Here is a 19,961-nt window from a genome sequence, read left to right as displayed (position 1 = left end):
CATCGCACCCAGTCGCTGGACTTTTCATATCAGCCTGACTTGTGCGCAGCCAGCCAAGCCACAGACCGGCGTGAGGCAGTTCGGCGTCGACCTGGCTGCCGTCGGGAAATCGCCTGTGGATGGCGTGGAAGAGTTGCTCCTGCTGGTCATCAAACGAGGAGATCTTGGACGCCGTGACTGGGATAACGGCGAGCCGACCTCGGTCCGACCGAGCCTTAACGAAGTCTTGGACGTTTACCTGACGAAACTCGTAGCGCCTGAGCATGCAGCGTTGCGGAAGACGATTGTTCTGGCCACGACGGGGGATCTCAAGCAAGACGTTGAAACGAATTGGACGGGATTCAAGGAGCAGAACTCGACACGGGCAAGCTTTGATTTTTGGGGCGCGGATCGCGTGTCTGCTCTGATCGAGCAGTTCATGCTGGACGAGAACCTCTTTGCACCAAGCGACCGAGCCGATCTTCGAAAATCCCTCGCACTGGCCAGCGACTCAGAGTATGACTTCCGCGATCTGAATCGCATGTTGCTGCGGCAATTGGGCCTGACAGCAGACGGAAAGCTTCAGATGCCGAGCCTGGACACGAAGGCGCTGCAAAAGGTCTTCCGACGAGTTCACCTGGCCGCGCAGATCTGTACGAGGTGGGCCCAAGCCGAAGGCGATTTCCGGCAAGCGCTTTGGGTCAGCGAGCGCACCCTGCTTTGGGCCTGGCACAGGCTACAGCTGATGGATCCGGGGGAGCAGCCCAAGCTTCACGCGGCCATCGCTGGAATGTGGCACTCGTACACGGAGGCAGCGGCGAAGTACTTCGATGTGATTCGACCGCATCTTGAGGTACGGGACGGCATGGCGGGTTACGGCAGCGAAGGCGCCGCTTTCGCCGTCGTGCTCTTTGAGCACATCGGCTTGATCGCTGCGATCGGCCTCGCCTGCCAGATGGAGCCGGCCAACGGCGCAGAGGCCAGGGCGACCATCGAAAGCAATGTCACGGCGATTGCAGATGGTCTGTGCGCATTGATCCAGAACCATGGAGCGAGTGCATCGCCACGTCTCGACGGACACATCATTGACGTCACCCTGGCACTGATATTCCTGGTGCTTGCTGGAAGACACGACGTGGCCAAGGGCTGGGTCGCCGAAATGGCAAGGAGACTTGACTACTGCTTCAAGACCGAGTCGAAATTTCCTGTGTCAACAGATTCGCTCGAGGATCTCGTGGAGCTTGAAGTCAATCCGAAGGACTCCAAGCTGATCGAAAAGCTGATGAGTACATCCTGGTCCTTGGCCACGATCGCCGCGTGGTGTGTCATTTTCGAGCTGGATGACCACTACGCGGCCCTTGCACGAGGCGCCACTGGGCCATATGCCAAGGTCTGTGCCCAACTCTGGCACCCGACCGAAGAGTGGCCCGGCTCGTGGTACTTCGGCGGATCGCTGGACCAGGGTGCGGCCGAGGCCCCGTACGTACTCCTTCCGTCCACCGCAGACATGAGGCTGCGAATGAAGCAGTTCCGCGAGCGACCGGAGTTCGATTGGGTCGAATCGTCGCCGACGCGCAAGGTCGGGATCTGGGCACTTGACTTCGTTGCATGCAGACACTTTCGAATGCCGGTTCCAGCCACTGCTTGGTATCGGCTCAGCAACGAGGAGACAACGGAAACCAATGACGCGCATGACTCTGCTGCAGCGCAGTGAGGCGCTTTGGCTGAGTGCCGCTGGCGCGACCGACCGCTTTCGCTGCATATCGGTTATAGCGGGTGGACATTGATCGACCGCGTCGTGCCGAATCCGGCTGGTCGCGCCGCCCAGATGGGCGGTCACGAAGAGTCGGGTTGACCTGCGCTATATTGCCCGATGTCACACCCCACCAAGAGGACAGCATGCCGATCAAATCCATTCTCAAATCCACCGTGGTGGCACTGGCGTTCGTAGCCGGTGGATCTGCTTTCGCACAGGGCACGCCCATCAATGCCGCGGCGTTCGACGCGCTGGTGGCGCAGGGGCCCGTGGCCGATGCGGCGACGATCGCGTCGAGCACCTGGGCCAGCAAGATCAAGCAGGCGGGCGTGTTGCGCCTGGGCGGCACGCAAACGTCCAACCTGTTCTCGCTGCTGAACGAGAAGGACGGCAAGGCGCGCGGCTTCGACGCCGGCCTGGCGCAGATGATCGCGCGCTACATCCTGGGCGATGGGGCCAAGACCCAGTTCACGCAGGTGACCTCGTCCACGCGCGAGCAGGTGCTGATCAACGACCAGGTGGACATGGTGCTGGCCACCTACTCCATCACGCCGGCGCGTGCCGAGAAGATTTCGTTTGCCGGCCCCTACTACACCTCGCAGGCCGGGGTGCTGGTGAAGGCCAACAACACCGCCATCAAGTCGTACAACGACCTGGCCGGCAAGAAGGTGGCCACGCAGGCGGGCTCGACGGGGCCGGCGATCCTGGCGCAGTTCGCGCCCAAGGCGACCGTGCAAGAGTTCCAGACGCACCAGGAAGCGCTGGATGCCCTGCGCCAGGGCCGCGTGGACGCCTACGTGACCGACTACACGCTGCTGCTGAACGCTCTGAGCCAAGGCACCGGCGACACCAAGCTGGCGGGCGAGCCCTTTGGCACGAAGGACCCGTATGGCATCGGCCTGCCCAAGGGCTCGGACGGCGTGGCCTTCGTCAACGCCTTCTTGAAGAAGGTGGAAGCCGACGGCACCTGGGCCAAGCTGTGGACCATCGCCATCGGCGAGCGCACCGGCAGCACCGCCGTGCCGACGCCGCCCGCGCTGCCCTGATCTGCTGAACCAGCGCCCATGGGCGACGTTTCCAAGTTGCTGGTCGACTATGGGCCTGCCTTCGGGCAGGCCCTTTTGTTGACCTGGAAGCTGACGCTGCTGTCGTTCGTGCCCGGCTTTTTGCTGGGCATTTTGGTGACGGTGCTGCGGCTGTTGCCGCTGCCGCCGCTGCGCATTGCGCTCACCGTTTACGTCGAGATTTTTCGCAACATTCCCAGCGTGGCACTGCTGATCTTCATCGTGTTCGCGCTGCCCGATCTGCAGGTCGTGATCGACTATGAGCCCAGCGTGATCCTGACCCTGGCGCTGGTCGCCTCGGCCTTCACGGCGGACTATTTGCGCGCCGGCATCAACACCATCGCCGGTGGCCAGATCGAGGCCGCGCTCAGTCTGGGCATGCGGCCGCTGCAGGTCATCCTGTCGGTAGTCTTGCCGCAGGCGCTGCGCGCGGTGGTGCAGCCCATGACCTCGCTGCTCATCGCGCTGATGTTGTCGACCTCGCTGGCCTCGCAGGTGCCGTTTCCGGGCCGCGAACTGACCGCGCTGGTGTCCAAGATCGCCACCGACTCGGCCGCCGGCATCCCGGCGTTCGCGGTGGCGGCGTCCTTGTACGTGGCCACGGGCCTGCTCATTGCCTGGGCGGGCGCGCGCCTGGAAAAGAAAGCGCGGATCCTGCGATGAGCCGCGCGCTGGAAGACATCCTATACGGCGCGCCCAGCCCGCGCGCCCGGGCCACCATGCGGGCGATGAGCGCGTTGGCCGCGGCCGTGCTGGCGGTGCTGGCGGCGGGCGTGGTGTACCAGTTTCATGCCGCCGGGCAGCTCGACGCGCGCTTCTGGAAGTTCTTCGCCTGGTCGACGACCTGGGCCTTTCTGGGCGAGGGCCTGCTCGGCACCATGGCGTCGGCCGCGATGGCCGCCGTCATCGCGCTGGGCCTGGGGCTGGTGCTGTTGCTCGGGCGCCTGGCGCCGGTGCGGCTGCTGCGCTGGCCCAGTGTGGCGGCCATCGAGTTCTTGCGTGGCACGCCAACGCTGCTGCTGATCTACGTGTGCTTTCTGGTGTTGCCGCAGGTCGGCATCAAGCTGAGCACCTACTGGATGCTGACGCTGCCCATCAGCCTCAGCACCGCCGCCGTGGTGGCCGAGGTCTACCGCGCGGGCGTGCTGGCCGTGCCGCGCGGCCAGACCGAGGCGGCGCGCAGCCTGGGCATGAGCGAGGCGCAGGTGTTTTTCTCCATCGTCTTTCCGCAGGCCCTGCGCTACATCGTTCCGGCGTTGGTGGCGCAACTGGTGATCGTGGTCAAGGACACCACCTTCGGCTACGTCGTCACCTATGGCGAGCTGATGCAGAACGCCAAGGTGCTGATCGCCAACTACCACGCGCTGGTGCCGGTGTACCTGGTGGTCGCGGTGCTTTACTGCCTGGTCAACTACGCGATATCCGGGGCGAGCAAACGCCTCGGCAAGCCGATGCATTGAATCCGGCCCGGCCGCTCAATAGCCATCGAACTCCTCGGTGCGGACATTGTCTTCATCGGCCCCCACGTCCAGCACCAGCTCGCGCATGGCCTTGACCATGCCCTCGGGGCCGGCCAGGTAGAACCTCGACGCGGCGATGTCGGCCACGTGCTGGCGGATGGTGGCGGCACCGACGTGGCCCTGGGTGTCGGTATAGACGGGGACAAAAGTGAAGTTCTTGTTCTCGGCGGCCAGGCGCTGCAGCTCGTCGGTGTAGGCCGCCAGCGCGCGCGTGCGGTTGGCGTAGATCAGCGTGATCTTGTGCGGCGCGTGCTCGTGCGTGGCCTGCGCGATGATGCTGCGCACCGGCGTGATGCCGATGCCGCCAATGACGAACACGGCCGGCACGGCGGGGTTCTTGTGCAGGGTGAAGTCGCCCCACAGCGCCAGCAGCTGCACCATGCTGCCGTCGGGCAGCTGGGCGGCGGCGTTTTTGAAGGCGCTGGTTTTGCGCATGCGCGTGGCCATGCGCAACGTGTCCTCGAAGGGCGCGCTGACGAAGGAAAAGCCGTGCTTGGCGTTGTCGCCCGTCAAGCCGGTCGAAGGCGGCAGCACCAGGTCGCCGAACTGGCCGGCGCGGTACTCGAAGCCCTTGGGCTTTTCCAGCGTGAACTCCATCGTGCCTTCGGCGACTTCCTTCTTGTGCAGCAGGTGCACGTCGTAGCTGGTGGACATGGTTGATCTCCTCCTGTTCTAGGTTCAGCCTTGCGCGGCTTGGGCTGCGATGCGCCGCGCCAGTTGCAATCGCTCCTGTGAACGATCCAGCCCTTTGATGAAGCGCTCGGGGATGCCCTGCACGCCCACCATGGCGCCCACCAGCGCGCCGGTGAGGATGGCGCGCGCCTGGTTCTGCCCGCCGCCGTTGATGGCGTGCAGCACGGCGCACTCGAAGTCGTCGGCAAAGCGGGCCGCCAGGTGATAGGCCGCCGGCATCTGGTGGTAGATGGCGCAGGGCATGCCGTAGACCAGCGAGACCTTCCACGCTGGCTCGATGCGCACGTCGGGGTCGAGCGCGGCGGTGGCGATATAGCCCATGCCCAGCAGCGCGTCGGGCGAGGCGAACTGCCCGGCCTGGCGCGGCCGCTCGGGCCCGTCGGGCACGCCTTCTTCATCGGGTTTGGTGACGCTGTGAAACGGCAGCTTGCCCTCGCGCACCAGCCCCATCAACGCGCTGCCGATCTGGCCGTCGAAGCGCACGCCCTGCACCAGCTGGCCCAGCGCCAGCGCGTAGGCGGTGGTCATGGCGCCCACGGTGGCGTCGATCTGCGTCAACGCGGTGTTGCCGCTGACGTGGCGTGCCGCGGCCTGCGGGTCGCGCGCATCGCGCACGGCGATCGCCAGCACCCGCTCGGCGGCCTCGGTGGTGTCGGCCCAGCCGCCCACTTGGCCCCAGGGCTTGCCCCGCTTCACGCGCAGGCGGTACGACTCGCGCATCGACTGGCTGGTGTAGCCGCCGGGGCCGTTGTTGGGCGTGCCGTCGATGAGCGGAAAGAAGTCGCGGTCCATGCGTTGGCAAAAGTCGGCCTCGTCGTAGCCGCCGCGCTCGGCCAGCGACTTCATGGTCAGCTCCAGCAGCCAGCCGGCCTGCGAGGACTCGCCCGCCCGCAGGCCCTCGTGATAGCGCCCCGGCCTGGGCGTGGTGTAGTCGCTGATCCAGGGCCCGTAGGCGGCATGCAGCTGGTCCAGGTTGTAGTACCAGTGCGGGCCCACGCCCAGGGCGTCGCCGATCAGCGCGCCCATCAGGGCGCCGGCGGCGCGGTCTTCGAAGGCAGTGGTCATCGCAGGTCTCCGGTTGGTTGGGAACAACCATAGCCCGAACCGCTGGCGCGTGCCGAATGGGCCGGGGATACCTGCGTTGGGGGTGATGGGTGGACGAGAGATGTCGCCGATGCGAGGCGCCGCCGGCCCTCACCCCAACCCTCTCCCAGAGGGAGAGGGAGTCAAGCTATCGCACCCGCCGCCACAGCGTGGCCTGCGCCAGCGTGTGCTGGAACTTGCGCGCGGTCTCGCGGATGACGAAGGGCACGTCGCGCGGCGCGCCGAGGGGCTCGAAGTGCGGGCCCAAGAGGGCGCGCAGCGCGTCCAGCGTACGCCAGCTCTCGCCGTCCTTCTTGAAGCCGCCCAGCCACTGGTCGCGCGCGGTGTGCTCGGCCAGCCAGGTGTAGGGCGAGGTGATCATCAGCACGCCGCCGACGTTCAGGCGCTCGTGGATGGTGGTGACGAACTTGGCCGGGTCGTACAGGCGGTCGATCAGGTTGGCGGCCAGGATCAGGTCGTAGCCGCCGAACTGCGGCTTCAGATTGCAGGCATCGCCCTGCCAGAACTGCACGCGCGCGGCCGTGCCCTGCAGGCCCAGGTCGTCCAGCTTGACGGCCTTGTACTCGACCAGCTCGCCTTCTTCCACCGCCGTGTAGCGCACCGTGTCGCCGCGCGCCAGCGCCACGCCCTGGTCGATGAAGCGCGCCGAGAAGTCCACGCCCACCACCTCGTCGAAGTGCCGCGCCAGCTCGAACACGGCGCGGCCCACCGCGCAGCCCAGGTCCATCGCGCGGCGGCGCGGGCCGTGGCCCACGGCCTCGACGGCGATCTTGGCCAGCGCCTTGGGAAAGTTGGGCACGCCGTGGTACTCGGCGCCGTAGTGGAACTCCATGTACTGGGTGACCAGATCGTCTGTCTCGTAGTGCGAGGCGGGCGGGCGCACCGGCGCCTTGGCCACCACGTAGCGAAAGCCGGCGTGCTGGAAGAAGTGGCGCCGAAAGGCGTAGCGCGACTCCGGCTCGGCCTCGTTGCCGGTGGCGATCCACGAGCCGCCCTTGATGAGGTTGTGGCGGTCGTCGAAGGTGGGCGTGGTGAAGTCGTCGTAGATCGGGTGCGTCCTGAAACCCTCGAACGGATAGGTGGGCGTCTCGGTCCACTGCCAGACGTTGCCCACCGCGTCGCAAAACGGCCCGTGCGCGAAGCGGTCGACCGGGCAGGCCGAGGCCCAGTGCTCCAGGTACAGGTTGGCGTCGACGGGCCGGGCGTCCTGCAGATGCCAGCCGCTGGTGGCCAGCACGCGGTGCCACTCGTCTTCGGTCGGCAGGCGCACCGGCTGGCCGCTTTGCTGCGCCTTCCAGCGGCAGAAGGCGCGCGCCTCCAGGCAGTTGACCTCGACCGGCCAGTTCCAGGGCATGGCCACTTCCTGCGTCATCGCGCGCAGGCGCCAGCCATCGTGACCTTGCACCCAGAACGTGGGGTGCATGGCCTGGGCGAAGTCGCGCCAGCGCCGGCCTTCGTCGTCCCAGAAGGCGTCGTGCGCGTAGCCGCCGGCGGTGACGAACTCCAGGAACTCGCCGTTGCTCACCAGCAGGCGGCTGGCCTGAAAGGCCGGCACCTCGGCGGCGTGGCGGCCGTACTCGTTGTCCCAGCCATAGTGCTCGCTGTCGAAGGGCTTGCCCAGCGCGACCGGGCCCGCGGGCACGTCGACCAGGGTGTTGGGTGGCGCCGCGCCACGGTCCGGGCACAGCGGCCAGCCGGGCTGCGGGCGCACCCACTCCAGCCGCTGCTGGCGAATCAGCACCGAGGAGGTTTCCAGGTGGATGCGCTCGTGCTCCACGCCCATCACGATGGCCCACCAGGGGTTTTCCCAGTTCACGGGCAGGCTCAAAGGGGCGTTGTCGATCAGGCCGGTGACCAGCGCGCGCACCCGGTCGCGGTAGGCCTGCACGCGCGCCACGGGGGGCCAGTCGTAATGCGCCGCGTCGAGGTCGTCCCAGCTCATCTCGTCCACGCCGACGGCGAAGATGGATTCGAGCTGCGGGTCGATGCGCTCGGTGATCAGGCGCGTGAGCAGCAGCTTGTTGACGAAGAAGGTGGCCGTGTGGCCGTAATAAAAGATCAGCGGATGGCGCAGCGTGATCGGCTTTTCCACCCAGGCCGCGTCGCCCGCCAGGGTGCGAAACAGCGACTCGTAGGCGTCGAAGGTCTGCACGAAGTAGTCGCGCAGGCGCTGGCGAAAGTCCTGCGGGTCGCTGGCATGCAGGTCGAGGCGCCGCGGCAGCGCAACCAGGGCGGGCGGCGTGTTCAACAGGGTGGCTTCAACGCGGTTCATCGGTGTGCGCAAATCTTCTGGTCGTCAATGCCGGCAGGGTAGCACCGTGGCCAAGCCGCCCGATTGAACGCGGGTTTAGGGGCGCGAGCGCGCACGATCAAACAGCTGGCCCAGCGCCTCGAAGGGCAGCAGTGCCGAGCCGTGCCGGTTGGGCACGTCGCGCACCAGCGCGAACATCGCCAGCTCGGGCCAGTCGCTGTCCTCGCGCTCGCCCTTGAGGATGGCGCGCAGCTGCGCGCCCACGCGGCGCACCGTGGCCTCGTCCAGCTCGGCCAGGTGCTCGGCCACGATGCCGGTGCAGGCCTGGCCCAGCGCGCAGGCGTGCACGCTCCAGCCCAGCTGCTGCACGCGGCCGCCGTCGATCAGCGCGTCCAGCGTCAGCGTGCTGCCGCACAGGCGGCTGCGCACGCTGACCGAATCGGCCGGCGGCACGCTCAGGCGCAGGTCGGCGTGCACGCGCCGCTGGTAGCGCTTGAGCGTGCGGTAGAAGTCCTCGAGGGATTCTTCGGTGAGTTCAAACATGGGCCGTTTCGCCGGGCAGGCGCTGCTGATCCATGTCGCATTGTTGCGCGAGCGCGCGCGGCGCGCACGGGCCGGCCCGTCAAGCGGCGCGCGCGCTGGGCCGCTCGGCCACGCGGTCGCGCCAGGCCTGCAGCGCGGCAAAGCCTTCGGCGCCGGCGTTGAACTTCATCAGGCGCGCAAACTCGATGGCGCAAAAGGCGGTGATGTCGGCAATGCTGAAGCGCTCGCCCGCCATCCAGGGCCGCTGCCGCAGCGCCTCGTCCAGCCAGCGCGCCGCGTCGCGCACCTTCACGCCCTGCGACTGGCCGAAGTCCGGAAACTGCGGCTGCTCCAGCGTCGCCAGGCCGGGGTGGGTGTGGCGCACGCAGTTGGCGATGGGCAGCAGCCAGTACCACTCCACGCGGCGGTCGTGCATCTCGATGAAGGCGCGCTCGTCGAAGTCCTCGCCCATCAGATTGGGCTCGGGGTGCAGGCCTTCCAGATAGCTGCAGATGGCGCGCGTCTCGCTCAGCACGCGGCCATCGTCCAGCTCCAGCGCCGGCACGCGCGCCACCGGCACCTTGGCGCGATAGTCCGGCGCGCGGTGCTCGCCGGCGTTCAGGTCGATCGGCACTTGCTCGATGCCGGTGATGCCCTTTTCATGCACGAACATCTGCACGCGGCGGGGGTTGGGGGCGCGGGGGGCGATGTAGAGTTTCATGGGTTTACTATTAAATAGATAGCTGCTTGCGCTTGATCGATGCGGGCCAGAGCCACTTTTCGCTTAAATTTTTGCCCCGGTGACCATGCCGCGCGCCTGGGCCGAGAACTCGGCCGCCTTGGCGTCGCCATCGCGCGCCAGGTCGACCTTGGCGGGCGGGCGCTCGATGCCGCGCTGCACGGCCGGGCGGGCGCGGATGGCGTCGCGCCAGCGGCGCAGGTGATCCAGCCCGTCGATGGAAATGCCCGACCAGCGGTGGGTGCGCACCCAGGCCCAGTTGGCGATGTCGGCGATGGAATAGTCGCCGGCCAGCCATTCGTGGCGCGCCAGCTGGCCGTCCAGCACCTCGAACAGGCGCCGGCCCTCGGCCTGGTAGCGGTCGACGGCGGGCTGGATCTTTTGCGGAAAGTAGCGGTAGAACACATTGGCCTGCCCCATCATCGGCCCGACGCCGCCCATCTGGAACATCAGCCACTGCATCACGCGCGAGCGGCCCTTGGCGTCCGTGGGCATCAAGCGGCCGGTCTTTTCGGCCAGATAAACCAGGATGGCGCCGGACTCGAACACCACGAAATCATCCGCCGCGTGGTCGACGATGACCGGGATGCGCCCATTGGGGTTGAGCGCCAGAAAGTCCGCCCGCCTTTGCTCGCCGGCGGCCAGGTCCAGCACGCGCAGGGTGTAGGGCAGGCCGAGCTCTTCCAGCGCGATGGAAACCTTGTGGCCGTTGGGCGTGGCCGCCGTGTGCAGGGTGATCATGCGGGCATGGTAATAAGCATCTGAGAACTCTGTCTTTGGAATCCCGTGCCGGCGCGGGGACAATCGCAGCCCTTGTCCGTCTGCCCCCGCCCTGCGCCATGCGTTTTCTTCTTCGACTGCTGCTGCCCGCCCTGACCTGGGCTGCCACCGGCCTGGCCCTAGCGGCGTCGCCGCTGGTCACGCCGGCGCAACTCAAGGCCCTGAGCGAGGGCGGCGCGCGCATCATCGACATCCGCGAAGGCCCGGCCTACGCGCTGCAGCACGTGCCGGGCGCGGTGTCGGCCCCCTACGGCCTTTGGCGCGCCACCGGCAAGAACCCCGGCCTGCCGCCCACCCTGCCCGAGATGACCGCGCTGGTGCAGGAGCTGGGCCTGACCGCCGACACGCCCGTCGTCGTCGTCTACACCGGCATCGACGCCACCGACTTCGGCGGCGCCGCGCGCGTGTACTGGACGCTCAAGTCGCTGGGCGTGCGCCAGCTGGCCATCCTGAACGGCGGCCTGACGGCCTGGAAGGCCGCCGGCCAGCCGGTGAGCGACCAGGCCGCCGTGGCGCCCAGGAGCCACTGGCAACCCCGCTTCAACCCCCAATGGCTGGCCACGCGCGAGCAGGTGCGCGCCAGCCTGGACCAAACCGGCGTGCTGCGCGTGGACGCGCGCCCCGCGCCCTACTACCAGGGCCGCATCGCCACCGATTTGGCACACGCGCGCGGCACGCTGCCGGGCGCCGTGAACCTGGACAGCGAGAACCTGTTCGAGCTGGGCAGCGCGGCGCTGATGGACACCATGGCGCTGGAGGACGAGGCCGACAAGCTGAAGGCCGCGCCCGACGAGCCCATCATCACCTTCTGCAACGCGGGCCACTGGTCGGCCACCGACTGGTTCGTGCTGTCCGAGCTGCTGGGCCGCCCCGACGTGCGCATGTACGCCGGCTCGATCATCGACTGGAGCAGCGCCCCCGCTCCCCTGCCCATGGACAACGAGCCCGGCCGCTGGCAGCAGCTGCGCTACGCCGCGCTGAGCTGGGCGCACCGCAACCTGGGCACGAAAGCACCATGAGCACGCCGGGCCGCTCCCAAGTGCGAATTCCGCAGCGCGATGCGCGGAGGAACATCCAATGAATACCTTGGCATCTTCTTCAATCGCCGCGCCGGGCGAGCCGGCGGCGCCCAGCCGTGCCACGCCTGCCGTCCCCGCCGTCGCCTCCAGCGCCTGGCAGCGCCGCCTGCCGCTGTCGCTGGCCATCGCCGCGCTGTTCGGCTGGCTGCTGTGGTCGGTGTCGGCGCGCCAGGCGCTGCTGCTCCTGGTGGGCGTGGGCCTGGGCGCCACACTGGCGGCGGCGCGCTTCGGCTTTACCACCGGCTGGCGCGTGCTGGTCGAAAAGCGCGACCCCAGCGGCGTCTACGGCCAGATCGTGCTCTTGGGCCTGCTGGCGGCGCTGTCGATGCCGATCGTGTCGCACTACGCCGAGACCACGGCCGCGCTGGGCCCGCTGTCGGTCAGCCTGCTGGTGGGCGCCTTCGTGTTCGGCCTGTGCATGCAGGTGGCCGACGGTTGCGGCTCGGGCACGCTGTACAAGGCCGGGCTGGGCGTGCCGCTGAACATGGCGGTGCTGCCGATGTTCGTGCTGGGCAGCTTCGTCGGCTCGGTGCAGCTCAACGACTGGCTGGCGCTGGGCGCGCTGCCGGCCGTGGGCCTGGTGCAGCGCTGGGGCATGGGCGGCGCGCTGGCGGCCACGCTGGCGGGCCTGGTCGTCGTCACCTGGATCATCGGGCGCTGGAGCGGCCAGCCCTTCAACGTGCGCCGCATCCCGCGCCGCTGGCTGTGGGGCGCGCTGGCGCTGGCCGTCTTCGCCGCGCTCAACCTGTTCATTGCCGGCCAGCCCTGGGGCATCGTCTACGGCTTTGGCCTGTGGGGCGCCAAGGCCGCCACCGCGCTGGGCGTGTTCGACCCCACCGCCAACGCCTTCTGGAGCGACCCCGGCCACGCCGAGCGCCTGCGCGAAACCCTGCTGCTGGACGTGACCAGCATCACCAACATCGGCATCCTGGCCGGCGCGCTGTGGGTGGCCGCGGGGCGCCAGCAGACGGCCAAGTCCTTGAGCGGCACGCAATGGCTCATCGGCCTGGTGGCGGGCTTCTTGCTGGGCTACAGCTCGCGCCTGGCCTTCGGCTGCAACGTGGGCGCCATGGTCAGCGGCATCAGCACCGGCAGCGTGCACGGCTGGGTGTGGGTGCCGCTGGCCTTTGCCGGCACCCTGGTCGGGCTGCGCGTGCGGCGCCGCTTTTTCTGATCGGAGCGCCGCGCCATGCTCAACCCCACCACCCGCCGTGCCCTGTTCTGGCTGGTCCTGCTCGGCTTCATCGGCTGGGACTTCGTGCACTCGGCCCCCGTCAACCTGCGGCTGGAGCCGCCCATCATCACCGCCGGCTCGGGCACGCACGTGAGCGCCGGGCACTGCGCGATGCCCAAGTAGGGCGCGGCCCGCTTGCTTCAAGAATCCTGATTCGATAGCTGCTCGCGCTTGTCCCGCGCGGGCCAGAGCCCGATTTGGCTTGATTTGACCGTCGCGCGGCGCGCACGGCAAAATCGGGCGCATGAATTTGCGCACGACCTTTTTCTCCCGCCCCTTGATCCACGGCGCCGCCTGGCTGGGCGCCGCCCTGCTGGCCGCCGGCTGCGCCAGCACCACCAGCGGCAGCGTGGCCGCCGGCGGCGCGGGCCGCTCGCAGCTGCTGCTGGTGTCGTCCGACGAGGTGATGCAGCAGTCGCTGCAGTATTACGAGCAGCAGAACAAGCAGGCGCGCGCCAAGGGCGAGCTGATCACCAGCGGCCCCGAGTGGAGCCGCGTCAACGCCATCATGCAGCGCCTGACGCCGCAGGTGGCGGCGTTTCGCTCCGACGCCGCGCGCTGGCCCTGGCAGCTGGTGCTGATCAACGAGGACACCGTCAACGCGCACGTGATGGCCGGCGGCAAGATCACGGTCTACACCGGGCTGATCCGCAAGCTGCGGCTGAGCGACGACGAGATCGCCGCCGTGATGGGCCACGAGATGGCGCACGCGCTGCGCGAGCACACGCGCGAGAAGATGTCGCAAAGCGCGGCCGGCGACATGGCCATCTCGATCGGCGGCGCCCTGCTGGGCCTGGGCGAAGGCGGCCAGCAGATGGCCAGCATGGGCAAGCAGCTGGCGCTGGACCTGCCCTTTTCGCGCAGCATGGAAAGCGAGGCCGACCTGTACGGGCTGGAACTGGCCGCGCGCGCCGGCTACGACCCGCGCGCCGCCGTCACGCTGTGGCAGAAGATGGCGCAGGCCGGCGGCAGCAACGGCCCCAGCTTCTTGTCCACCCACCCGGCGCCGGGCGACCGCATGGCGGCGCTGCAGGCGGCCATCCCCAGGGTGATGCCGCTGTACGAGGCGGCGCGGCGTGGGCGCTGATCGCGCTTACAACGCGACCTGGTGCGCAAAGCGCACCACGGTGACGCCGGCGCGCGCCTGGCGCGTGGAGGGCATGACCAGCACGCAGTCGTCGTAGGGCGTGACCGCCGCCTCGCCCTGCCCCGGCCCGTCCTGGTGGCCGATGACGATGCCGGCCTTTTCGATCAACTCCAGCCCGGTGAAGGGCCGCACGAAGGCAAAGCGCTCGCTGCGCGCCACCACGGCGCCGTCCACCGTCAGCACCCACTGGCGCGGCGCGTCGCCCTGGCGCCAGCCGGGCAGGGCGGCGTCGAGCGCGGCGCCGTCCAGCGCGCCGGACTGCTGCAGAAAGCGCAGGCACATGTCCTGCGCCACTGCGCGGCTGGACGAGGCGCCGTGAAAGCCGCATTCCAGCAGCAGCGAGCGCGTTTCGGGCGCCACGTGGTCGGGCTGGCCGAAGCGGCCGAAGTCGCGCATGCGCACGCCGTCTTGATGGCCGCCGTCGATCACGATGTGGCCGGGCGTGCGCAGGCTGCGCGCCAGGTCGACGTTGCGCTGGTGCAGGCCCGTCAGCAGCAGGGGCGCGCCGGGCTCGTGCATGGAGTGCAAATCCAGCAGCCAGCTGGCGCGCTGCACGAAGGGCGCCAGCGCGGCGGCGCGCCGGCGCTCCGGCGTGTCGGCGGCCTGGATGCGCTCGGGCGTCCACTGGCGGTTCAAATCCTGCTCGACGAAGCGCGCCGCGTCGGGGTCGGCGGCGTCGAAGCGGTCGAACGCGGCCAGGTTGGCAAAGGCCAGCGTCAGCGTGCCGCGCGCCGGGCGCAGGCCGGCCTCCAGCAGGCCCTTGAGCGCCCAGGCGCCGCACAGCTCGTTGCCGTGGATCAGGGCGCTGATCAGCACGGCCTCGCCGCTGGCGCCGCTGTCGAAGTTCCACACGCCCTCCACGCCGGTGTTGCCGGCGCGCCAGGGCGCGATGTCGGGGACGGGCAGGTCGAAGCTCGGCATGGTGAAACTCTCCAGCAAACAGCTCAGGGGCGCGCCGCGTTCAGTTGGTCGCGCGTGGCCTGCGCGGCGGCGCGCGCAGCAGTGGCGAAGTCGGCGCCGCCGCTGGCGTACAGGATGGCGCGCGAGCTGTTGACGACGATCGGGCCAGCTTCGCGCCAGCCGGCGCGCACGGTGGCCAGCGCGTCGCCGCCCTGCGCGCCCACGCCGGGGATCAGCAGCGGCAGCGTGGGCGCCAGCGCGCGCACGCGCTCGATCTCGGCCGGATAGGTGGCGCCAACCACCAGGCCCAGCTGGCCGTTGGTGTTCCACGGCCCCTGCGCCAGCCGCGCCAGGTGCTCGTACAGGCGCGGCTGTCCGGGCACGTCGGCCAGCCGCTGGTTCTGCAAATCGTCGCCGCCGGGGTTGGAGGTGCGGCACAGCAGAAAGGCGCCCTTGCCCTCGTACTTCAGATAAGGCGCGACCGAGTCGAAGCCCATGAAGGGCGAGAGCGTGACCGCGTCGGCGCCGTAGCGCTCGAAGGCCTCGCGCGCGTACTGCTCGGCCGTGCTGCCGATGTCGCCGCGCTTGGCGTCTAGGATCACGGGCACCTGCGGCGCGATCTGCCGCAGGCGCGCGATCAGGCGCTCCAGCTGGCCTTCGGCCCGATGCGCCGCGAAGTAGGCGATCTGCGGCTTGAAGGCGCAGGCCAGATCGTGCGTGGCCTCGGCGACGGCCACGCAAAAGTCGTGGATGCCCTCGGCGTTGCGCGCCACGCCGGCCGGAAAGCGGCTGGGTTCCGGGTCCAGCCCCACGCACAGCAGGGACTGGTTTTGTTGCTGCGCCTGGCGCAGCTGGTCGATAAAGCTCATGGCGAATGATTTTAGGCACGCGCCCTAAAATTGCAGGCTTCGCCTTTTGTACCCCCTTCCCGCATGACCAAGCCCGCCCGCAAGCCCCAGATCCCGAATTTCTCGTCCGGCCCCTGCGCCAAGCGGCCCGGCTACGACGTCGCGCGGCTGGACTTGCGCGCGCTCGGCCGCTCGCACCGCAGCAGCCTGGGCAAGGCGCTGCTGGGCGCGTGCAGCACCGAGACCGCGCGCATCCTGGGCCTGCCCGCCGGCTACCGCGTGGGCACCGTGCCCGCGTCCGACACCGGCGCGGTGGAGATGGCCCTGTGGTCGCTGCTGGGTCCGCGCGGCGTCGACATGCTGGCCTGGGAATCGTTCGGCAGCGGCTGGGTGAAGGACGTGGTGCAGCAGCTCAAGCTGCAGGACGTGACGCGCCACGAGGCAGACTACGGCCTGCTGCCCGACTTGAGCAAAGTGAACTTCGACCACGACGTGGTGTTTACCTGGAACGGCACCACCAGCGGCGTGCGCGTGCCAAACGGCGACTGGATCCCCGACAACCGCGCCGGCCTGACGATTTGCGACGCCACCAGCGCCATCTTTGCCATGGACATGCCCTGGCACAAGCTGGACGTCATCACCTGGTCGTGGCAGAAGGTGCTGGGCGGCGAAGGCGGCCACGGCATGCTGGTGCTGAGCCCGCGCGCCGTCGAGCGGCTGGAAAGCTACACCCCGCCCTGGCCGCTGCCCAAGATTTTTCGCCTGACCAGCGGCGGCAAGCTGATGGAAGACATCTTTGCCGGCAGCCCCATCAACACCCCCAGCATGCTGTGCGTGGCCGACTACCTGGACGCGCTGCAATGGTGCGATCGCGTGGGCGGCCTGGCCGGCACCATCGCGCGCAGCCAGGCCAACCTGAAGGTCATCGAAGACTTCGTCGCCACGCACCCGTGGATTCACTTTTTGGCCCAGGCGCCCGAAACGCGCAGCAACACCAGCGTCTGCCTCACGCTCGACCTGCCCGCCGAGCAAGTCAAGGCGCTGGCCAAGTTGCTGGAAGCCGAAGGCGTGGCCTACGACATCGCCGCCTACAAGGACGCCCCGCCCGGCCTGCGCATCTGGTGCGGCGCGACGGTGGAGCAGAGCGACCTGCAGGCGCTGATGCCTTGGGTGGAGTGGGGGTATGGGCAGGTACGCGGCTGAGAAACGTGCCGAACCTTCGAGACATCAAGCCGAAACAGGCTCCAGCCCGCTTGGGAAAAGCGCAAGAAGCTACTTATTTGATAGTTATCGAGACACGCGCCGTTTGTCATCCCAGGCCCGATGCCGCAGTCTCCAGATGATCGCGGTGCGCCAGCGGCGCATCCAGCGGCCCGGTGCGATCGAGGCCGCCGGCGTTCAGCCAGTCGGTGCACTGGCGGCTGGCCTGCTCGATCAGCCAAGCGGTACGTGAAAAGTCGAACGCGGAGACGGCCAGCGGGCACAGGGGTGGCACGACCGTGATGCGCGCCTGCGACGCGTAGTGCAGGATGTCGCGGTCCAGCTGGCGCATGCTCAGCAGGCTGAGCACATGCAGCGCCAGCGCCGCCATGTTGCGGGGCGGCTCGCGCAGGGCGCAGCTCATGCCCGTGGGCAGCACGACGATGCGCGTGGCACCCAGTCGAACCGCGGTGGCGATCGGCGTGTTGCTGCAGACGCTGCCGTCGATCAGTCGGCGCTCGCCCAACGCAACCGCTGGAAACACCACCGGGATCGCCGTGCTGGCGCGCAGCGCCTGGCCCAGGTCGCCGGACGACAGCACCACCTCCTCGCCGCTCAGCACGTCGGCGGCAACGATGTGCAGCGCGATCACGGCATCCTCGATGCGCCGCGCGCCCAGCGTGCGGCCGATGATGGCTTGCAGCGCGCGGGCCTCGACCAGATGATCGCGGCCCAGCAGCAAGGCTCGCAGGCCGGCCAGCACGGTCAGCGGGAACACGTCGCGCCGCTGCAGGCTGCGCCACACGTCGGCCAGGCGCCTCACGCCAACGACGCTCGGATCGGCGGCGAAGAAGGCGCCATTGAGCGCCCCCACCGACGCGCCCACCACCATGTCCACCGGCAGGCCGACCTGGCTGAGCGCCTGCAGCATGCCCACCTGGATCGCGCCCAGGCTGCCGCCGCCGCTGAAAACCAGGGCGGTCCTGGGCGGGCGACTCGAAGTGCTCATGTGGGCCTGTGCTCGGCACGGTGGGCGCGTTGCCCGGCGTCAGGAGCGGTTTCCGACCGCGATCCGAAAACCGTGCTCGAGCGCCTGGCGCGTGGCGGCGCGAACGTCGGCGCGCAAGAGTCCGTCGCTCATGACGGGTTGCGCGTGGGCGCTCATCTCGCCCGCCGCTGGCGGCTGCCGCACGGCCTCGGCCTGGACGCTGGCGCGCTGCAGCGCGTGCGTGGCGGTGGGCGCGCCGTTGAACAGCGGCGCCTGGCCGGCGGCCGGATGCATCGGATGCGCCCAGGCGGAACCCGCGAACAACGCGACAGCAGCAACGGCGGCAACGGCGGCAACGGAATGGAACTTGGTCATGATGAATCTCCTTGACAGAACAGCCGCAAGTCGGTGGTGCCATGCCCCGGTTCGACGTCGAAGGGTTCGGCTGGGCGCCTCCGACACCCATTGGATGCATGCCCGAGGCATTTCGTGACACCGACTTGCGCCAAGGATCAAAGCGACTGCAGGTACGCCACCAGGTCCGCGCGCTGCGCATCGGTCAGGCGCAGGTTGCGCTCGGCCGGATCGTTGTAGCGGTTGACGACGCAAGCCAGATCGCGCTGGGCGCGGTCGTGCGATGCGGCCAGGCTGCCGATGTCCGAGCCGTCCCGGCACTTGCCGGACTGGGTGTCGAACGCCCCCGAGCCGTCATGAAAATACGGCGGGTGCTGCCAGATGCCCCGCAGGGGCGAGGTGCGCCAGCGCTGGGTCGCCGAGAACTTGATGTAGTTCTTGTCGAGCGCCACGCTGGCGCTGGCCAGGTGCAGGCCGAAGGTGTTGACGTCCGTGAAGGCCGGCCCGCTGTGGCACGCCACGCACTGCGCCTGGCCTTGAAACAGCAGCTGTCCGCGCGCGACCGCCGCCGCATCCAGCTGGGGCGCCACGCCCCACTGCGCGCCGTCCTTGGCGCGCGTCGGCGCCGCGATCGACCACTGGTAGGCCTCCAGCCCGGGCAGGACGGCGGTGACGCGATCCTCGCCGCCACGATGATCCACGCGGAGCGGCTGGCCGTTGATGATGAGCCGCTCGTCGAAGAAGCTGCCCTGGCCATGCATTTGCGCCACGCCGACGTAGCGGTTCCAGTACGCTACCGGCCCCGCCGGTTCGTGCGCCGTGTCGCCATCGCCCGTGACAGTCGATTTGTCCAGGCCCACCAGGCCGAAGGCCGGCGGGATCAGCACCGGAATGCCCCCGGCGGCTTTGTAGGCCGCCAGGTTGGCATCCACGTCGGGCCCCACCGCCGGGTTGCTGCCCGGGTCGGTGTTGACGTTGATGCGCGGGTCGTAGAAGCCCGGCCCGTACAGCGTGGCCCATGAGGCGTATTCGGCCGCCTGCTTTTCGGTCAGCGCCGGTGACAGCGAGAGAATCGTGCCGGGCTGCAAGTCGCGGTTGGGCCAGCCGTCCAGGCGATGCCCGACGATGCCGACGAGATCGGTCTTGCCGCCGGCCAGCACGTGCAGATCCCTGGACACCGTGGAATGGCACAGCGCGCAGGTCACGCCGAAGCGCTTCAAGGCCAGCCGGCCATCGGGCCCTTGGCTCACTTCGCCCTTGGCGCCCAGCACGGCATCCAGCTTCAGCAGCGCCAGCGTCGTCTGCGGATCGTCCAGGGGAATGGCGCCGCTCTGGATGCCTTCCAGCACCTCGGCAGGCAGGGCGTCGGCATCGATCTTCAAGCCCACCGATGCGGCGGTCAACGGGTCCACCGCCGACTCGATCACCTGGTTCATCATCAGCACGTCGGTCCAGAAGCGCTCGTCGCCGAAGCTGTCGTGGCGAAAGGTCTGCTGGCCCGCCGCCACCAGCGTCGGGTCGAGCGGCAAGGGCGGCTCCTGGCTGACTTCATCGCCCCCACCACCGCCGCCGCAGGCGGTCAACGCGAGCGTGGCCGCGGCCAACACGCTCAGAACGCCGCGCGGATGGCGGCAATGGACGTCCCCCGATCGGGACTTGTCGGTGTCGTATGTCTGCATGGATCGCTACCCTCATGGTCGAATGAAGACGGACGAGTTCTTGCGGACCCGACCGGGCAGCGGCATGCACGGACGCGAACACCCCGCAGGCCGCCCCTGCATTGGATGCAGCGGTGCGTGCTGG

General features: G+C 68.7%; 20 protein-coding genes. 9 read left to right on the top strand and 11 right to left on the bottom strand.

Annotated features, from left to right (window positions below):
• The first annotated feature begins 70 nt into the window (after positions 1–70).
• The 4 genes from ACWHMB_RS01580 (at position 71) to ACWHMB_RS01565 (ending at position 4,259) form a co-directional block, all read left to right on the top strand.
• Positions 71–1,693, top strand: coding sequence for a hypothetical protein (locus tag ACWHMB_RS01580; protein ID WP_377481208.1), 1,623 nt, complete (start codon positions 71–73; stop codon positions 1,691–1,693).
• Positions 1,694–1,878: 185 nt separating this feature from the next.
• Positions 1,879–2,781 (top strand): glutamate ABC transporter substrate-binding protein, encoded by a 903-nt coding sequence (locus tag ACWHMB_RS01575; RefSeq protein ID WP_377481206.1) that lies wholly within the window; start codon positions 1,879–1,881, stop codon positions 2,779–2,781.
• Positions 2,782–2,799: 18 nt separating this feature from the next.
• Positions 2,800–3,462, top strand: coding sequence for an amino acid ABC transporter permease (locus ACWHMB_RS01570; protein WP_377481203.1), 663 nt, complete (start codon positions 2,800–2,802; stop codon positions 3,460–3,462).
• Positions 3,459–4,259, top strand: coding sequence for an amino acid ABC transporter permease (locus ACWHMB_RS01565; RefSeq protein ID WP_377481200.1), 801 nt, complete (start codon positions 3,459–3,461; stop codon positions 4,257–4,259). The genes ACWHMB_RS01570 and ACWHMB_RS01565 overlap by 4 nt, the downstream gene beginning before the upstream one ends.
• 15 nt (positions 4,260–4,274) lie before the next feature.
• Here ACWHMB_RS01565 and ACWHMB_RS01560 read toward each other — a convergent pair whose 3' ends face one another.
• The 6 genes from ACWHMB_RS01560 to ACWHMB_RS01535 all read right to left on the bottom strand — a co-directional run bounded on the left by ACWHMB_RS01560 (position 4,275) and on the right by ACWHMB_RS01535 (position 10,369).
• On the bottom strand, positions 4,275–4,973 hold the full coding sequence (locus ACWHMB_RS01560; RefSeq protein ID WP_377481197.1) for an FAD-dependent oxidoreductase: 699 nt from the start codon (positions 4,971–4,973) through the stop codon (positions 4,275–4,277).
• A gap of 24 nt (positions 4,974–4,997) precedes the next feature.
• Complete coding sequence (locus ACWHMB_RS01555; RefSeq protein ID WP_377481194.1) at positions 4,998–6,077, bottom strand: ADP-ribosylglycohydrolase family protein; 1,080 nt, start codon at positions 6,075–6,077, stop codon at positions 4,998–5,000.
• 166 nt (positions 6,078–6,243) lie between these two features.
• Positions 6,244–8,388 carry a 5-histidylcysteine sulfoxide synthase gene (gene ovoA / locus ACWHMB_RS01550; protein WP_377481192.1) on the bottom strand — a complete coding sequence of 715 codons (2,145 nt, stop codon included), beginning with the start codon at positions 8,386–8,388 and terminating at the stop codon, positions 6,244–6,246.
• A gap of 75 nt (positions 8,389–8,463) precedes the next feature.
• Positions 8,464–8,910 carry an iron-sulfur cluster assembly scaffold protein gene (locus tag ACWHMB_RS01545; protein WP_377481189.1) on the bottom strand — a complete coding sequence of 149 codons (447 nt, stop codon included), beginning with the start codon at positions 8,908–8,910 and terminating at the stop codon, positions 8,464–8,466.
• Between the two features lie 79 nt (positions 8,911–8,989).
• Positions 8,990–9,610: a glutathione S-transferase family protein gene (locus ACWHMB_RS01540; protein WP_377481186.1), complete on the bottom strand. Its 621-nt coding sequence runs from the start codon at positions 9,608–9,610 to the stop codon at positions 8,990–8,992.
• Between the two features lie 63 nt (positions 9,611–9,673).
• Positions 9,674–10,369: a glutathione S-transferase family protein gene (locus ACWHMB_RS01535; protein WP_293222535.1), complete on the bottom strand. Its 696-nt coding sequence runs from the start codon at positions 10,367–10,369 to the stop codon at positions 9,674–9,676.
• Positions 10,370–10,467: 98 nt separating this feature from the next.
• Here ACWHMB_RS01535 and ACWHMB_RS01530 point away from each other — a divergent pair, with 98 nt between their 5' ends.
• The 4 genes from ACWHMB_RS01530 (at position 10,468) to ACWHMB_RS01515 (ending at position 13,808) form a co-directional block, all read left to right on the top strand.
• A complete protein-coding gene (locus ACWHMB_RS01530; RefSeq protein ID WP_377481183.1) occupies positions 10,468–11,427 on the top strand; it encodes a sulfurtransferase in 960 nt (319 codons plus the stop codon).
• A 166-nt stretch (positions 11,428–11,593) separates the two neighbouring features.
• On the top strand, positions 11,594–12,661 hold the full coding sequence (locus ACWHMB_RS01525; protein WP_377481234.1) for a YeeE/YedE thiosulfate transporter family protein: 1,068 nt from the start codon (positions 11,594–11,596) through the stop codon (positions 12,659–12,661).
• A gap of 15 nt (positions 12,662–12,676) precedes the next feature.
• Positions 12,677–12,844, top strand: coding sequence for a hypothetical protein (locus tag ACWHMB_RS01520; RefSeq protein ID WP_293222529.1), 168 nt, complete (start codon positions 12,677–12,679; stop codon positions 12,842–12,844).
• A 121-nt stretch (positions 12,845–12,965) separates the two neighbouring features.
• On the top strand, positions 12,966–13,808 hold the full coding sequence (locus ACWHMB_RS01515; RefSeq protein ID WP_377481180.1) for a M48 family metallopeptidase: 843 nt from the start codon (positions 12,966–12,968) through the stop codon (positions 13,806–13,808).
• A gap of 6 nt (positions 13,809–13,814) precedes the next feature.
• Here ACWHMB_RS01515 and ACWHMB_RS01510 read toward each other — a convergent pair whose 3' ends face one another.
• Entirely contained in the window at positions 13,815–14,789 is a 975-nt protein-coding gene (locus ACWHMB_RS01510; RefSeq protein ID WP_377481177.1) for a succinylglutamate desuccinylase/aspartoacylase domain-containing protein, read from the bottom strand.
• A gap of 23 nt (positions 14,790–14,812) precedes the next feature.
• Positions 14,813–15,637 (bottom strand): orotidine-5'-phosphate decarboxylase, encoded by an 825-nt coding sequence (gene pyrF / locus ACWHMB_RS01505; RefSeq protein WP_377481174.1) that lies wholly within the window; start codon positions 15,635–15,637, stop codon positions 14,813–14,815.
• Positions 15,638–15,700: 63 nt separating this feature from the next.
• Here pyrF and ACWHMB_RS01500 point away from each other — a divergent pair, with 63 nt between their 5' ends.
• On the top strand, positions 15,701–16,819 hold the full coding sequence (locus ACWHMB_RS01500; protein ID WP_377481171.1) for a phosphoserine transaminase: 1,119 nt from the start codon (positions 15,701–15,703) through the stop codon (positions 16,817–16,819).
• A gap of 106 nt (positions 16,820–16,925) precedes the next feature.
• On the opposite strand, the gene ACWHMB_RS01495 is transcribed toward ACWHMB_RS01500, so the two are convergent.
• The 3 genes from ACWHMB_RS01495 to ACWHMB_RS01485 all read right to left on the bottom strand — a co-directional run bounded on the left by ACWHMB_RS01495 (position 16,926) and on the right by ACWHMB_RS01485 (position 19,837).
• Entirely contained in the window at positions 16,926–17,825 is a 900-nt protein-coding gene (locus ACWHMB_RS01495; RefSeq protein WP_377481168.1) for a patatin-like phospholipase family protein, read from the bottom strand.
• A 39-nt stretch (positions 17,826–17,864) separates the two neighbouring features.
• A complete protein-coding gene (locus ACWHMB_RS01490) occupies positions 17,865–18,179 on the bottom strand; it encodes a hypothetical protein (RefSeq protein ID WP_377481164.1) in 315 nt (104 codons plus the stop codon).
• Between the two features lie 137 nt (positions 18,180–18,316).
• Positions 18,317–19,837 (bottom strand): hypothetical protein, encoded by a 1,521-nt coding sequence (locus tag ACWHMB_RS01485; RefSeq protein ID WP_377481161.1) that lies wholly within the window; start codon positions 19,835–19,837, stop codon positions 18,317–18,319.
• Positions 19,838–19,961: the final 124 nt, after the last annotated feature.

The organism is Ottowia pentelensis (assembly GCF_964341695.1).
Note: the sequence above shows the minus strand (reverse complement) of the source record. Positions and strands in the feature narration are given on the sequence as shown.

Coding starts and splice junctions, on each gene's coding strand:
- ACWHMB_RS01510 (WP_377481177.1), bottom strand. CDS start 14,789: ATGCCGAGCTTCGACCTGCCCGTCCCCGACATCGCGCCCTGGCGCGCC.
- ACWHMB_RS01495 (WP_377481168.1), bottom strand. CDS start 17,825: ATGAGCACTTCGAGTCGCCCGCCCAGGACCGCCCTGGTTTTCAGCGGC.
- ACWHMB_RS01520 (WP_293222529.1), top strand. CDS start 12,677: ATGCTCAACCCCACCACCCGCCGTGCCCTGTTCTGGCTGGTCCTGCTC.
- ACWHMB_RS01500 (WP_377481171.1), top strand. CDS start 15,701: ATGACCAAGCCCGCCCGCAAGCCCCAGATCCCGAATTTCTCGTCCGGC.
- ACWHMB_RS01535 (WP_293222535.1), bottom strand. CDS start 10,369: ATGATCACCCTGCACACGGCGGCCACGCCCAACGGCCACAAGGTTTCC.
- pyrF (WP_377481174.1), bottom strand. CDS start 15,637: ATGAGCTTTATCGACCAGCTGCGCCAGGCGCAGCAACAAAACCAGTCC.
- ACWHMB_RS01545 (WP_377481189.1), bottom strand. CDS start 8,910: ATGTTTGAACTCACCGAAGAATCCCTCGAGGACTTCTACCGCACGCTC.
- ACWHMB_RS01560 (WP_377481197.1), bottom strand. CDS start 4,973: ATGTCCACCAGCTACGACGTGCACCTGCTGCACAAGAAGGAAGTCGCC.
- ACWHMB_RS01515 (WP_377481180.1), top strand. CDS start 12,966: ATGAATTTGCGCACGACCTTTTTCTCCCGCCCCTTGATCCACGGCGCC.
- ACWHMB_RS01530 (WP_377481183.1), top strand. CDS start 10,468: ATGCGTTTTCTTCTTCGACTGCTGCTGCCCGCCCTGACCTGGGCTGCC.
- ACWHMB_RS01555 (WP_377481194.1), bottom strand. CDS start 6,077: ATGACCACTGCCTTCGAAGACCGCGCCGCCGGCGCCCTGATGGGCGCG.
- ovoA (WP_377481192.1), bottom strand. CDS start 8,388: ATGAACCGCGTTGAAGCCACCCTGTTGAACACGCCGCCCGCCCTGGTT.
- ACWHMB_RS01565 (WP_377481200.1), top strand. CDS start 3,459: ATGAGCCGCGCGCTGGAAGACATCCTATACGGCGCGCCCAGCCCGCGC.
- ACWHMB_RS01490 (WP_377481164.1), bottom strand. CDS start 18,179: ATGACCAAGTTCCATTCCGTTGCCGCCGTTGCCGCCGTTGCTGCTGTC.
- ACWHMB_RS01485 (WP_377481161.1), bottom strand. CDS start 19,837: ATGCAGACATACGACACCGACAAGTCCCGATCGGGGGACGTCCATTGC.
- ACWHMB_RS01570 (WP_377481203.1), top strand. CDS start 2,800: ATGGGCGACGTTTCCAAGTTGCTGGTCGACTATGGGCCTGCCTTCGGG.
- ACWHMB_RS01575 (WP_377481206.1), top strand. CDS start 1,879: ATGCCGATCAAATCCATTCTCAAATCCACCGTGGTGGCACTGGCGTTC.
- ACWHMB_RS01540 (WP_377481186.1), bottom strand. CDS start 9,610: ATGAAACTCTACATCGCCCCCCGCGCCCCCAACCCCCGCCGCGTGCAG.